This is a genomic window from Saccharophagus sp. K07 (genome assembly GCF_014336955.1).
Lineage (GTDB): Bacteria > Pseudomonadota > Gammaproteobacteria > Pseudomonadales > Cellvibrionaceae > UBA5868.
This window is the reverse complement of sequence record NZ_QRAI01000008.1, coordinates 47,139-59,813: the sequence shown is the minus strand read 5'-3', so window position 1 is coordinate 59,813 and position 12,675 is coordinate 47,139. Positions and strand designations below refer to the sequence as shown.

At 49.9% G+C, this 12,675-nt stretch carries 17 protein-coding genes and 1 tRNA gene; 9 read left to right on the top strand and 9 right to left on the bottom strand.

The window, feature by feature from the left end; translation table 11 throughout:
* Positions 1 to 18 precede the first annotated feature (18 nt).
* From DWB84_RS18030 to DWB84_RS18010, 5 genes are all read right to left on the bottom strand, one after another.
* Positions 19 to 735 (bottom strand): flagellar hook assembly protein FlgD, encoded by a 717-nt coding sequence (locus tag DWB84_RS18030; protein WP_187411213.1) that lies wholly within the window; start codon positions 733 to 735, stop codon positions 19 to 21.
* Between the two features lie 27 nt (positions 736 to 762).
* Positions 763 to 1,161 (bottom strand): flagellar basal body rod protein FlgC, encoded by a 399-nt coding sequence (flgC, locus tag DWB84_RS18025; RefSeq protein WP_222868271.1) that lies wholly within the window; start codon positions 1,159 to 1,161, stop codon positions 763 to 765.
* A gap of 41 nt (positions 1,162 to 1,202) precedes the next feature.
* Entirely contained in the window at positions 1,203 to 1,604 is a 402-nt protein-coding gene (gene flgB, locus DWB84_RS18020) for a flagellar basal body rod protein FlgB (RefSeq protein WP_187411211.1), read from the bottom strand.
* Between the two features lie 258 nt (positions 1,605 to 1,862).
* Positions 1,863 to 2,732, bottom strand: a complete 870-nt coding sequence (locus tag DWB84_RS18015) for a protein-glutamate O-methyltransferase CheR (RefSeq protein WP_187411210.1) — start codon at positions 2,730 to 2,732, stop codon at positions 1,863 to 1,865.
* Positions 2,733 to 2,897: 165 nt separating this feature from the next.
* Positions 2,898 to 3,836, bottom strand: coding sequence for a chemotaxis protein CheV (locus tag DWB84_RS18010; RefSeq protein WP_187411287.1), 939 nt, complete (start codon positions 3,834 to 3,836; stop codon positions 2,898 to 2,900).
* Between the two features lie 264 nt (positions 3,837 to 4,100).
* Here DWB84_RS18010 and flgA point away from each other — a divergent pair, with 264 nt between their 5' ends.
* The 3 genes from flgA (at position 4,101) to DWB84_RS17995 (ending at position 5,731) form a co-directional block, all read left to right on the top strand.
* On the top strand, positions 4,101 to 4,811 hold the full coding sequence (gene flgA / locus DWB84_RS18005; RefSeq protein WP_187411209.1) for a flagellar basal body P-ring formation chaperone FlgA: 711 nt from the start codon (positions 4,101 to 4,103) through the stop codon (positions 4,809 to 4,811).
* Positions 4,812 to 4,911: 100 nt separating this feature from the next.
* Complete coding sequence (gene flgM / locus DWB84_RS18000) at positions 4,912 to 5,226, top strand: flagellar biosynthesis anti-sigma factor FlgM (RefSeq protein ID WP_187411208.1); 315 nt, start codon at positions 4,912 to 4,914, stop codon at positions 5,224 to 5,226.
* Between the two features lie 19 nt (positions 5,227 to 5,245).
* Positions 5,246 to 5,731 (top strand): flagella synthesis protein FlgN, encoded by a 486-nt coding sequence (locus tag DWB84_RS17995; RefSeq protein WP_187411207.1) that lies wholly within the window; start codon positions 5,246 to 5,248, stop codon positions 5,729 to 5,731.
* 59 nt (positions 5,732 to 5,790) lie between these two features.
* Here the strand turns inward: DWB84_RS17995 and DWB84_RS17990 are convergent, their stop codons facing one another.
* Complete coding sequence (locus DWB84_RS17990) at positions 5,791 to 6,531, bottom strand: glycosyltransferase (RefSeq protein WP_187411206.1); 741 nt, start codon at positions 6,529 to 6,531, stop codon at positions 5,791 to 5,793.
* A 69-nt stretch (positions 6,532 to 6,600) separates the two neighbouring features.
* On the opposite strand from DWB84_RS17990, the gene DWB84_RS17985 reads away from it, so the two are divergent.
* From DWB84_RS17985 to minE, 6 genes are all read left to right on the top strand, one after another.
* Positions 6,601 to 6,675 (top strand) — tRNA-Arg (locus DWB84_RS17985).
* A gap of 13 nt (positions 6,676 to 6,688) precedes the next feature.
* Positions 6,689 to 7,399, top strand: a complete 711-nt coding sequence (locus DWB84_RS17980) for a 16S rRNA (uracil(1498)-N(3))-methyltransferase (protein ID WP_187411205.1) — start codon at positions 6,689 to 6,691, stop codon at positions 7,397 to 7,399.
* Between the two features lie 295 nt (positions 7,400 to 7,694).
* Positions 7,695 to 8,003: a ribosome hibernation-promoting factor, HPF/YfiA family gene (gene hpf, locus DWB84_RS17975; RefSeq protein ID WP_187411204.1), complete on the top strand. Its 309-nt coding sequence runs from the start codon at positions 7,695 to 7,697 to the stop codon at positions 8,001 to 8,003.
* 287 nt (positions 8,004 to 8,290) lie between these two features.
* Positions 8,291 to 9,046, top strand: coding sequence for a septum site-determining protein MinC (gene minC, locus DWB84_RS17970; protein WP_187411203.1), 756 nt, complete (start codon positions 8,291 to 8,293; stop codon positions 9,044 to 9,046).
* Positions 9,047 to 9,067: 21 nt separating this feature from the next.
* Entirely contained in the window at positions 9,068 to 9,883 is an 816-nt protein-coding gene (gene minD / locus DWB84_RS17965) for a septum site-determining protein MinD (RefSeq protein WP_187411202.1), read from the top strand.
* Positions 9,883 to 10,164, top strand: coding sequence for a cell division topological specificity factor MinE (gene minE, locus DWB84_RS17960; protein ID WP_187411286.1), 282 nt, complete (start codon positions 9,883 to 9,885; stop codon positions 10,162 to 10,164). The genes minD and minE overlap by 1 nt, the downstream gene beginning before the upstream one ends.
* A 40-nt stretch (positions 10,165 to 10,204) precedes the next feature.
* Here the strand turns inward: minE and DWB84_RS17955 are convergent, their stop codons facing one another.
* The 3 genes from DWB84_RS17955 to DWB84_RS17945 all read right to left on the bottom strand — a co-directional run bounded on the left by DWB84_RS17955 (position 10,205) and on the right by DWB84_RS17945 (position 12,611).
* A complete protein-coding gene (locus DWB84_RS17955; protein WP_187411201.1) occupies positions 10,205 to 11,524 on the bottom strand; it encodes a HAMP domain-containing sensor histidine kinase in 1,320 nt (439 codons plus the stop codon).
* The gene (locus tag DWB84_RS17950) at positions 11,511 to 12,188 is read right to left on the bottom strand and encodes a response regulator transcription factor (RefSeq protein WP_187411200.1); all 678 of its coding nucleotides are present in this window, start codon (positions 12,186 to 12,188) and stop codon (positions 11,511 to 11,513) included. The genes DWB84_RS17955 and DWB84_RS17950 overlap by 14 nt, the downstream gene beginning before the upstream one ends.
* Positions 12,189 to 12,323: 135 nt before the next feature.
* Positions 12,324 to 12,611 (bottom strand): PepSY domain-containing protein, encoded by a 288-nt coding sequence (locus DWB84_RS17945; RefSeq protein WP_187411199.1) that lies wholly within the window; start codon positions 12,609 to 12,611, stop codon positions 12,324 to 12,326.
* Positions 12,612 to 12,675: the final 64 nt, after the last annotated feature.

The following is a 12,675-nucleotide window of genomic DNA, read 5'->3' as shown; positions in this document are numbered from 1 at the left end:
AAATTGGTTACTGGCTCATTATTCATTAAATTGTTTAACATCCGAGAGATTCACCGCACCCACGCCCGCCAGATTGAGCTTGAGAGCTCCATTGGAACCAATAGTCACACTGTTAACATTTGCACTCAGATAACTTTTCATTTGGTGTGGTTTACCTTCTACCGTTGAAGTGAAGGAGAATTTATAACTACCTTCCGGCAAACCACCTTCGTGTGAACTTTTCCAATTGATCAATTTGCCGTTGATTTCCGCATATTGACCGTTCCAGCGGAAAGCGAGGTCACCCGCTGGTACATAGCCGATATCAATCGTGTCGAGCAATTCACCCGAATTGGAATAAATATCCACCTTGAGATCATCGGTGCTTTCCGGTATTTCAACCAAACCGGTTACCGCACTACCCTGCATTAAATACGAAGTATTCGTTTCAACACTGACAGAGCGGCCGACCAGCGACGATGCTTGCAACGCCTGATTGGCGACAAAGTTTTTGGTAAAACTGTCAAAGTTGTTATTCAAACGATCCAGGCTTTCCACCGAGCTGAACTGCGCAAGCTGTGCGATAAATTCGCCGTTTTCCTGCGGACTCAGGGGATCCTGGTTTTCCAATTGGGTAATCATCAATTGCAGAAAAGCTTTCTGGCCTAATTCATTGCCATCCTTTTTGTCCGTTTTGGCTTTTTTCTCGATGGAATAGTCCTGGAGGACATTGCTGATACTGTTGATATCGCTCATGGCTCAACCCGCCCGATGTGCCTTAAATTACTGTCCCAGCGTCAAAACGCGCTGGACCATTTGCTTGGTTGTATTCATGACTTCCACGTTGACTTGAAATGAGCGGGAAGCGGAAATCATGTTGGTCATCTCTTCCACGACATTAACATTGGGGTAATAGACGTAACCTTTTTCATCCGCCAATGGATGATTAGGTTCATAGCGCATTTGTAACGGCGCATCGCTTTCCACGATTCCTAATACAGAAACGCCTACCGATGATTGATCACCAGCGGAACGAGTGTCCGGATGGCCGAGCATATTGTTGTAGCTTGCCGCAAAAACTGCGTGCCGACCGCGATAAACTGTCTCCGCGCTGGAAGATGCCGATTCCGCGTTGGCAATATTGCTGGCGGTTGTATTCAGGCGCACGGATTGTGCATTCATGCCTGAGCCTGCGATATCAATAATGCGATTCAAGCCCACGGTTATTCTCCTCGGATTGCAGAAAGCAAGCCTTTAAAGCGGCTGTTGAGCAGTGTGAAAGCGGTTTGGAATTCCAAACTGTTTTCCATAAATGCCGCGTGTTCGATATGCTCATCAACGGTATTGCCGTCGATGGAAGGTTGGGTCGGTGTGCGATATTGCAGATCAACACCCAGTGAGGAATTCCCGGCTTCTATATGTCGGTCTTGCGTTGTCAATAAACCGGCTTTTCCTTCGGTTGTGCGCATGGCACTTTGCATAGCCGCGTGAAAATCAAAATCACGCGCTTTGTAGTTGGGAGTGTCGGCGTTGGCGAGATTGCTCGACAAAATTTCGGCGCGCTGCGAACGCAGCCGCAATGCCGTCTCATAGGTGCCCAGCGCGTTTTGGAAGTTGATGGCCACGGTTTTCTCCTAGAGGGAAATCTGTAACAAATTTCCGTCGGTTTTTGGTGTACAGCAGCACTAAAGCAAGCCATATGCCAAACGCCAAACTACTTTCAATACATTGATTTGCAAAGGAAATATTTTTTATCGCTGAGAGAGAAAAAGACAGCGGCAATTTGTTGCCGTCAAAACTTCGCGGATTTGCCGCAGGCAAAGTGACTGGAAATGTACGAAGCAAGCCAACCGGAATTGCTCGCTTGCGGATCTTGAAAAGGATTATGGGCTGCCCTTGAGTTTTGCCCGGTAGGCAACTCCCGGATTGCAGCGGACCATCTCGAACAAATCGTTCAATCCGGATATGGTTTCTGACGCGCCAAGAAATAAAATTCCCCCGGGGTTCAGCACACCGTGAATTTTCCGCAGGATTTCCGTCTTGAGATCCTGGGAAAAATAAATCAGCACATTACGGCAAAAAACCACATCAAATTTGCCGAGCAAATAAAACGATTCCTGCAGATTTAACGGGCGAAACCGCACGCGGTCGCGCACCGAGTCCTTTATTCGCCAAGAATCAGCTGAAATCTGCACGAAAAAGTCGCTGCTGCGCTGAAGGGAAAGACCGCGCAATAAAGAGAGGCGGTCGTATATACCTTCTCGAGCTGCATCCAACACCGAGGTCGAAACATCTGTGGCAAGAATATCCGCATCGCAGCCACGAGCAACGATACTGGCTCGCAACCCCTCCTCAACGGCCATGCTGATGGAATAGGGTTCCTGGCCGGTTGAACAGGCGGCGGACCATATACGGGCTTTTTCCCCGGGTTTTTGTTTTGCGAACTCTGGCAGGAAGGTTTTGCTGAGATACTCAAAGGGATAACCGTCACGAAACCAGAAAGTCTCGTTAGTGGTCATGGCATCGATGACTTTTTGACGCAGGAGTCGCTGACTGTCTTGCTGAACCAGCTGAGTCAATTCAGTAAGACTCTGGAGCCGGTGTTCCAACATGATTCTGCGGATGCGGGTGGACACCAGGTATTGTTTGTTAGCACCCAGATCTATGCCGCACGCCGTTCGTAAAAAAGCGACAAATGCCTGATATTCACTTGCAGATACGGGGACTGCGTCGTCCCCTTCGTATTGACTCATTCCAACCGGTTCCGGATTTTACAAGCTATCCCTCGGCTAATTTTTGAGATGGCTTCCTCGAACCAAACCCGCGCGGTGGCCTAGCACTTATGGTGCACGGACCGACGCCCCCAAAATCAAATGTCAGCCGTCTTTAACTGTCAATTAAACGCGTTAGCTTTTTAATTAAGCGTTTTGCCCGGCCGCTTCTTGTATTCGATCCCGCACTCTTTTCGCCAACTCGTCTGGGTGAAATTTCGCGAGAAAATCATCTGCACCGACTTTCTTCACCATGGCTTCATTAAAAACGCCACTCAGCGATGTATGCAAAATCACATGCAATCGATTGAGCTTCGGATTGGCTCGCACTTCCGCAGTAAACGTATAGCCATCCATCTCGGGCATTTCGATATCCGAGATCACCATCAGCAGTTCTTTGTAGGGATCCTTGCCCTCACGCAGCAGATCGTTGAGAAAACCCAAAGCTTCCTGGCCGTTTTTCAGCACAGTGGTTTGCACGCCCATGGATTCAATGACTTTCTGAATCTGCTTTCTTGCAATCGTAGAATCGTCGACTATCAAAACGTGCTTATTGACGGATTTTGTGGAATCCACATCCCGTATCACTTCCGCACTCACGTTCTGCGGCCGCGGTGACACTTCTGCGAGAATCTTTTCCACATCAATAATTTCCACCAAACGTCCGTCCACTTCCGTGACCGCTGTCAGATAGTTTTCCTTTCCCGCCCCTTTCGGTGGTGGATGAATCGACGACCAGTTCATATTCACAATGCGCTCAACAGAGCTGACGAGAAAGCCCTGAGTGGAGCGGTTGTATTCCGTGATAATCACGAAACAATTTTCAAGATTGTCCAATCTGCCCGCGCCAGTTGCCTGACTCATATCCATGATGGGAATGGTGCCACCGCGGATATGTGCGACACCACGTACCACTGGGTTTCGCTTGGGAATTTCGCTCAAATGCGGGCATTGCAAAACTTCTTTAACCTTGAACACGTTAATGCCGTACAATTGACGCCCACCGAGGCTGAAAAGCAACAGCTCAAGGCGATTTTGCCCCACTAGCTGGGTACGTTGGTTAACGCTGTCGAGAACACCGGCCATACTGCTTCCTCGGTTTTCTTTCATACCTGCGGTCCATCATTCAATGAATTCGCCCGGCCTACTTCCGGGCCTGCTCTGTTCGACGCTGTTCTATTGCCGGCCATGCTTTGTTTAACCGGCACATGCTTGTCAGCTACGGCATATGATTTGCCAAATCGGCATATGCTTTGCAATCAGCGTCGCAACCATATGTATTTGCAGAGCGGTGACGTAATTTTGACGCGCCCCGCAGGTGCCATCACCACTAAGCATAGGACATGAAAAATGGGATACCGCATTTTTTTCTTCTGCTGGGCTCTGCTATGCGCTGCCGTGACTTACGCCGATAGTTTTGAAGATCCAAATGAACTGCGCGCGCAAGTAAATGCGTTCCTGCTCGACACTTTGCAAAATGAATATGTCGGCATACCGCCGGAGAATTTGGAGGTGAACGCCTCAAATCTCGACCCGCGCCTGCGCTTGAGCAAATGTCTCAACCCATTGCGTTACGAGATCACCTCCCCTCGCCCGTACGGCAGTAACCTGTCAGTTAAGGTTAATTGCAGCGGGCCGAGTCCCTGGACGATTTATGTTCCTGCCCGGGTGGATGTGTTTGCCGAAATAGTTGTTTTGGCGCGCAGCCTGGAACGCGGCACCGTATTGACGCAGGATGATGTCACCCTGATGAGAATGAACCTGGCCCAGGCCGGTTTCGGCAATATTCGCGACACCAATCAGGTTGTCGGCATGGAACTGAAGCGCCGTTTAGAGGCTGGCGAGCCAGTGCGGCTGTCCCATGTCAAACAGCCACAAGTGGTGCGCAAAGGAGATCGGGTAGTGCTGGAGGCCAGCACCGGCGCCGTCTCTGTCGTCACCAGCGCCACAGCCCTGGCCAGTGGGCAGGTTGGCGAGCAGATTCAGGTACGCAATGAGAAATCCAAGCGCATAGTGGATGCGGAAATCGTGGGACCGGGGAAAGTAAAGGTGCACCTTTGACGGCCCGGACAAAAAATCTCATTAAGGCTTAAAGTTTCCTGGCAAGATGCCGATAAGCTGTCTGAGAAGTACAGTTTTCGCCATCCAACGGTTAAGAATTATGGTTATTGATCCAAGCAACCCAAGTCTGAACAGGACTGCCAACACCGCCTCCAACGGCATCAAGGCGAAGTATGCCCCGGCCGTAGGAGCGCCCAATGAGGGCAAATCCTCAGCCAAGCCTGCCGCGGGAGACAACGTCTCTTTGAGTAGCCAAGCACAAGCGCTCGGTCGTCTCGAACAGGCCGTGCAAAAAAGCAGTGATGTTGACGAAGCCAAAGTAGCCGCCATCCGCCAAGCCATAGCGGAAGGTCGATATCAGGTGGATAGCAACAAGATCGCTGAACGCATGCTCGCACAGGATGGGTTGTCATAACACAAACCGGAGCGATCCCATGACGCAAACTGCACTCTCTCAAACAACCTTACAAAACCACATCAAGCAGGATATCCACGCCTGCACTCAACTCCTGCAACTGCTGGATGAAGAGCGTGAAGCACTCAAGTCCCGCGACCTGGACAAGCTCGAAACCATCATCCAAAACAAGGCTGCCAATCTGCAGCATCTGGAGCAAAGCGCCCACCAACGCACCAACTGGGTCGCGCAACAGGGAAAAACCGACGCAAAGCCCGAAACGCTTTGGGTTGCTTTGATTCGCAACATCCAACCAGGCATCGAGCAGGACTGGGATGAGTTCAAGCAGCTGTTGCAACAGTGCCAAGAACAGAACGAAATCAACGGCAAACTGCTAGCGCGCAATCAGCAGGTATTTAGCCGCTTGCTTTCCATTGTGCGCGGGCAGGATGAACAAGCCTCCGTTTACACCCCCAAAGGAAGCCGTGGAACTGGTTATCAGGCCCACAAACTTGGTGAAGCCTAGATCCTTTTTAGTTAGGAAAAAGTAAGCGCCCTTTTAACAATGAGCGGCGGCTATGCCGCTCAGTGCCAAGTTTTGCGTTTCCGCTGATCCCTCTGTATCCGCTTCGTTTCTTCTTCCTCAAAAGTGCTGTGATTGGGCGATAGCTCGTGGGGATCCACGGACGAATTGGAACGTTTGAACAAAGATCGATAGAAAAAGCCGAGCCATCCACCGTTGCGGTTCGGTGCCGCAAGACATTCCACTGGCTGTCGCACCACAAAAGGCCTTCTCATCTGCCGCAAGCGCCGACAGAACGCCACATCGTCCACACGGGACGCAGACTCACCAAAACCCTCCGTCAACAGCCACGCCTTGTGCTGAACAAAAATCGCCTGCTCTGCTCGGGCGATACCGCTGATTTTTGACCGCCAGGAAATTCCCCGCCCCAACCAACGGGACAGGCGCGCCGGATGGGCAAATCGCAAGGCAAAAAATCCCCAGGTTTCGCCGCGGCGGCGCACGATTCGCCACATATCGGCGAAGTTCTGTGGCAAGCGACACTCAGGAAACAAAAACAGCAAATAGTCGCCGCGCGCATGGGCTGCGCCTATATTCATCTGCACCGCGCGGGAGCCATTGGAGTGGTAGACGCAAATACCCATCGCCCGGCAAATAGCATCAGCGCGATCATTATCAGGGGAGTCGACAACTATGATTTCCACGCCGTTTAGCGGCGCTACCGCGAGCAGCACATGATTAAGAAAGGATTTCAAATGCGGAGCCCCCGGCCCCACAGGAACGATAATACTGAGTGCCGTCATAGTTACGACCTCGCTAACCACGCCTTATGTTTTGACCCATAAGGGTTAATTGATACAATGCGCGCCCCCGTTCCCGTAGTTTAATGGACAGAACGAGCCCCTCCTAAGGGCTAGATACAGGTTCGATTCCTGTCGGGAACGCCAAACGGTACAACGCATGAATCTAATCATTTTGGAGGACGGGGACTTTATTAACCCTTCCCTAGTCCGCCTCACAGATCGCCGTCTTGTTCATCTCACCACCATTCTCAAGGTAAAGCCAGCGGACCGCCTTAGCGTTGGCTTACTGAATGGTGCCATGGGGTACGCCACGGTTACCGCCGTCGACCAGAACGAAGTTCTGCTGACTGTCGATCAGCTCGACCTGCCTCCGCCACCTGCTCTACCCATCACTCTGGTGTTAGGTCTGCCGCGACCGAAAATGTTGCAGCGCACCTTACAGACCATCGCCACCATGGGTGTACAAAAGCTGTGTCTGATTCAAACCAGTCGGGTGGAAAAGAGTTTTTGGCAAACACCTCTGCTCAAACCCGAATCTGTGAAAGAACAATTGGTGTTAGGCCTCGAACAAGGCAAAGCCACACAGCTTCCGCTGGTTGAATATTACCCACGATTCCGTCCTTTTATTGAAGACGTCCTTCCGACCCAATGCCAGAATTTCCGACGATTGATCGCTCACCCGGGGGATTATCCCCATGCGCATTCTGTGGGTATGGAGCCGACGATACTTGCCGTAGGCCCCGAAGGCGGTTTTGTAGAGAACGAAGTGCGGCAATTTATTGATCTCGGATTCGAGCCCATTCAATTGGGACAACGAATTCTGCGGGTGGAAACCGCAATTCCCGTTTTGCTCGCAAAACTTTTCTGATTCGCTCCTGCACTTTGCGTTTATACCCCGTCTGCGCAGGGTTTTCATAGATTATTTTTTGACCTTTTTCGGTGTGTTGACGAAGGCCAGAGGAACATCTCTCAACGAAACGACTCTGAAATCAAGGAATTTCCGCCAAATTGCGAAAATTTCCGACTTCATGAATCTAAGCATGACTTGTATCAAGAGCACTTGTGACTGCGCATGGTCCAATAAATTAACGAGGAAGATCCTTGATATTTTCTTTATTTAGATTCATGTTTAGCCCGTAACCCACTTAAGAAGGAAGGCTGTTATGCAAATTAACCTATCTGGCCATCATGTCGAAATCACCGACGGTATCAGAACAGCGGTAGAGAGCAAATTTTCGAAAGTTCAGTCCCACTATCCTTCCATGGGGGCTCTTTCCGTCGTGCTTACAGTCGAGCGCAATGAACAAAGCGTGGAGGCCAGAACCCAGTTTATGGGTGCGTCTGTGGCAGTCGAAGCAACGGATAACGATCTTTATGTGGCCATAGCTGATGCAGCCAAAAAACTCGAAGCGGCACTTGCTCACCGCAAAGGCGCAAACGCTTCACACCGCCACGAAAGACCTGCAGGTTGATTTAAGCAAAGGCGGCAGGCACCAGACCTGCCGCCAGCGATCCACTCCAATAATTCGAACAGCCAATTAAAAAACTTACTCCGCATAAAAACCAAACAAGCATCAGATGATGCGCAAATAAGTAGAAGAATGTATTTGATCAGAATACAAACTGCTTCATCCCTTTCGGTTTGCGTTTGTTTGGATTATTCTTGTTCAATTGATAATGCAGATTGGTTCAAAAAAAACCAACAGGCCATAAAAAAACGATTTTCCCTGAATCTGTCCATTAGGAACTACCTGCGCCAATGAGCAAATCTGCCCAACGCGCGTCCAGCGTGGACCGCCCTGAAAGTTTTCAATTAAAAGGCGGCTTGTTTCCAATGAATTTATTGGAACTGAAAAGTGCCGACCTCGAATCCATCCAACAGGAACTGGCAGAAAAAGTTGCTCAGTCTCCCGCGTTCTTCCAGCGCTCCCCGCTTGTTTTCGGTTTCGAGCAATTAGCTGAACCCGAGCAAAATCAGCTAGATTTAGCTGAGCTGTGCAGCATCTGTCGCAACCTTACCTTGTTGCCAACCGCGATCCGCGGAGGCAACGCCAGATTGCAAGGTGAGGCCATCCGACTGCAGCTGGCGGTATTGCCAAAGGGGCGCAGTAAAAACAGTGAAACGAGCGAAGCAACTGCTCCCACTGCCGAACCGGAACAAACACCTGTCGCCACCTCTCCCACTCGAATCATCACCACCCCCATACGCTCTGGCCAGCAGATCTATGCCCGCGGTGGAGATTTGATCGTTATGGCGGCCGTCTCCGCCGGGGCAGAAGTACTGGCAGATGGCAACATTCATATATATGGCGCTTTGCGCGGACGCGCGCTTGCAGGTGTTCAAGGCGACGAAAATGCCCGTATTTTCTGCACCAGTCAGGAAGCCGAATTGGTAGCGATCGCAGGACAATTCATGGTGGACGAGGTGCTGCGCACCAACCATTGGAAAGAAAGTGTACAGATCTATCTGGCAGGAGGGCGCATTCAAATCAGCCCTCTGCCCAAACAAAATTAACCAAGCAAAAGGGTTACGACTTTGGCAAAGATAATTGTAGTGACATCCGGAAAAGGTGGTGTTGGCAAGACAACCACCAGCTCAGCGATTTGCACGGGATTGGCCTTGCGCGGTCATAAAACTGCGGTCATCGATTTTGATATAGGTCTGCGCAATCTGGACCTGATCATGAACTGCGAACGGCGCGTGGTGTATGACTTCGTCAACGTCATCAACGAAGAAGCGACTTTGAAACAAGCGCTGATCAAAGACAAACGCTGCGAAAACCTGTTTATTCTCCCCGCTTCACAAACCCGCGATAAAGACGCCTTGACGAAAGAAGGCGTGGAACGAGTTCTCAATGAACTCAAAGATATGGGTTTTGAATACATTATTTGCGACTCCCCTGCCGGTATCGAGCACGGTGCTTTTATGGCGCTGTATTTCGCCGATGAAGCGATTGTCGTCGCCAACCCGGAAGTATCCTCAGTGCGCGACTCCGACCGCATCCTCGGTATTTTGCAGAGCAAATCGCGCAAAGCCGAACAGGGCGAACGAGTGATCGAGCATTTGCTGATTACCCGCTACGATCCCCATCGTGTCGCGCGCGGCGAAATGTTGGGTGTGGCAGACGTGGAAGAAATTCTTGCGACCAAACTGCTCGGTGTGATTCCCGAGTGCCAGTCTGTATTGAAAGCGTCAAACCAGGGCGTTCCTGTTATCCACGACACCGAAAGCAAAGCCGGTAAAGCTTACGCTGATGCCGTAGCACGTTTACTGGGTGAACAAGTTGAACATCGCTTCTTGAATCCTGAACACAAGAGCTTCTTTCAACGCCTGTTCAGGAGAACTGCATGATGAGTCTGTTCGATTATTTCTCCCGCAAGAAAAACAATACGGCATCCATCGCAAAAGAGCGTTTGCAGGTCATAGTTGCGCATGAACGCCGCCAGAACAAACAGCCGGATTACCTCGCCGCGCTGCAGAAAGACATTATGGAAGTGATCAAAAAGTACGTGGATATCGATATCGATAGCATTGAAGTCCAGCTCGATAACCACGGCAATTTTTCGGTATTAGAACTGAACGTTACCCTGCCGGATAAATTGCCTGCCGCAAAAACGGGAAACAGCCGCTAATAACGGTTGTTTCCCTTTTCCGCTTTCTAACGCCAAAGGCTTAAACCTCAAAAATTGGGAATGTCGCGCGACAAAGCAAGCCAGGATGGTTATCAGCCAGTTCCAATGTCCCTCCATGCAATTGGACAATTGCCACCACTAGTGCCAACCCCAAGCCTGTGCCATGACTGGTCTCCCCTTTCTGGAAAGGTTTGATGACCTGCGAACGCGCTTCTGCAGGAATTCCCGGACCATTGTCGGCAACTTCCAAATAAGCCGTTTTTCCTTTGAGTTGCAAACTCACTTGGACAGTGCTTCCACCATGTTCAAGGGCGTTTTCCAATAAATTGGCCAGTAACTGTTGCAACAGATTTTTATCCCCGGCAATAGAGACCGATCGTGCGTCTTCGAGGACCAACTGTTTGCCACTGTCTTCTGCGATCGGACCATAGGCTTCTACCATCTGTTCAACCAAATCTTTCAGCGCCACAGATCCAAAACCCGCTTTTAAAGTGCCTGTCTCCAATTCAGCCAAGCGCAAAAGCGCTGCGAATGTCTGCAGAATGGCATCAACTTCCGCAATGGCGCTGTCCACATCATCCGCGGGCAATGACGGATTTTGTCGCATGGTCTCCAGACGCCCGCGCAAGCGTGCAAGCGGTGTTCGCAAATCATGGGCAATGCCAGTGGAGACTTGGCGAATATTGGCAACCAAGAGTTCGATGCGATCCAGCATTTGGTTCAACGTTTTACCGAGCTCATCGAATTCGTCACCGGTGTTCTGCAAGGGGATTCGCTCGTTTAAATGTCCGTCGCTGATGGATTTCGCTGTTCGTGTAATGGCGTCGACTATGGCAAGCAAACGGCGACTCAATAGAAATCCGCCAAGTGCGCCAATAAGCAAAACAACGACGGCTCCCCACAAAAAGACATTTTGAATGGCCCGTTCTGCGGTCGTTAGCGCAGCCAGATCCTTACCAACCCCCAGTACATAGCCATTGCTGAGTTCCTCGAAATAAAACAAAGCTGAGCGACCGCTAGTGATGTACTGCCATCCATAAGGCGGAGACACTGGATCTATACGATCAAAAATCACGCGTCCAGATGGACTTTGCACCATATAGAGAAGCCGGTTTGGGGTGGAATTTTTTTCGATACGCTCTTCGGTTTCTTCCAATAATTCATCCAGCCCGTCCTCGTGAAATTCAAACAACAGCAAATTAAATTCATTGCTGATTTGATTGCGTGCATCGTCTTCCAAGCTGTCGCGGACATGGAAAAACAAAAAAACGGCGAGCAAACCAACGGAAATCGTAAAAAATAAGAGATAAAGACCAGCAAACCGGAAAGTCGCCGAGCGAAATATTCTAGGCAGAGACATCGATTTTATAACCCGCCCCGCGCACTGTTTGAATTAATGAGGTAGGAAAATCCTTATCGACTTTTCCACGCAAACGACTGATATGGGTTTCCACTATGTTGGTTTTGGGATCAAAGTGAAAATCCCACACACCTTCCAGCAGCATGGTGCGCGTTACCACTTCGCCGCGGTGCCGCAGTAAAAATTCCAGCAATTTAAATTCGGTCGGTTGCAGATCAATGGTTTTTCCTGCGCGGGTTACCTGGCGTTTGATCAAATCCATTTGTAAATCGCCAACGCGCAAAATAGTTTCAATCTGGCGAATCGGCGGTCGACGAGCCAGCGAACAAATGCGCGCATACAGCTCAGCAAAAGCAAATGGCTTGACCAGATAATCTTCCGCACCCGCGCCCAAACCGGTAACTCTGTCATCAATGCTGCCCATCGCACTCAAGATAATCGCCGGAGTGTGATCTTCGGCATCGCGCAGCGTTTTTAATAAAGTCAAACCATCCAAGCGAGGCAGCATACGGTCCAAAATCAAAACATCGTAGTGGCCGTCCTGTGCCATCATAAGACCATCCAATCCGTTTGCTGCATGATCTGTGGTATGGCCCTGCTCTTTTAACCCCTGAATAATAAATTCAGCGGTCGCTTTGTCGTCTTCAACCAATAACAGCTTCATAAAAGAATTGCCAAGTTCGAGTGATTTTAGGGCCTGCTTAGCTTACCGGAAGGAACTCAATTGAGCGACATGACAAAAAAGGGCCATTTAATGGCCCTTTTGTTTATTTCGTCCGCGCCCGGATTTGAGTATTGCTTAGTCGTCGACTTTAACTTTACGAACTTCTCCAGTAATTCCGTCTACGTCTACCTCATAAATCACATCACCAACCACAACGTTGACTTCGTATACCGGGGTAAATTTTTTGTCATCCAGGCTGGCTTCATATGCCCGACCATTCTGATGCTTTTCCGCTATATTGATGGCTTCCACCAAGGTGATTTTGGTTTCGGACAGCAGACGGATATCGTCCTTATCAGCCAGGGCAGCGCCAGAAAACAAAACAGCCGCGGTCAACACAACAGGTTTAAATACGTTTTTCATACCAATCTCCACACTCTCTGAATCTTTGTTGATTGTCAGCTTTATCGCTGACCACGGAATCATT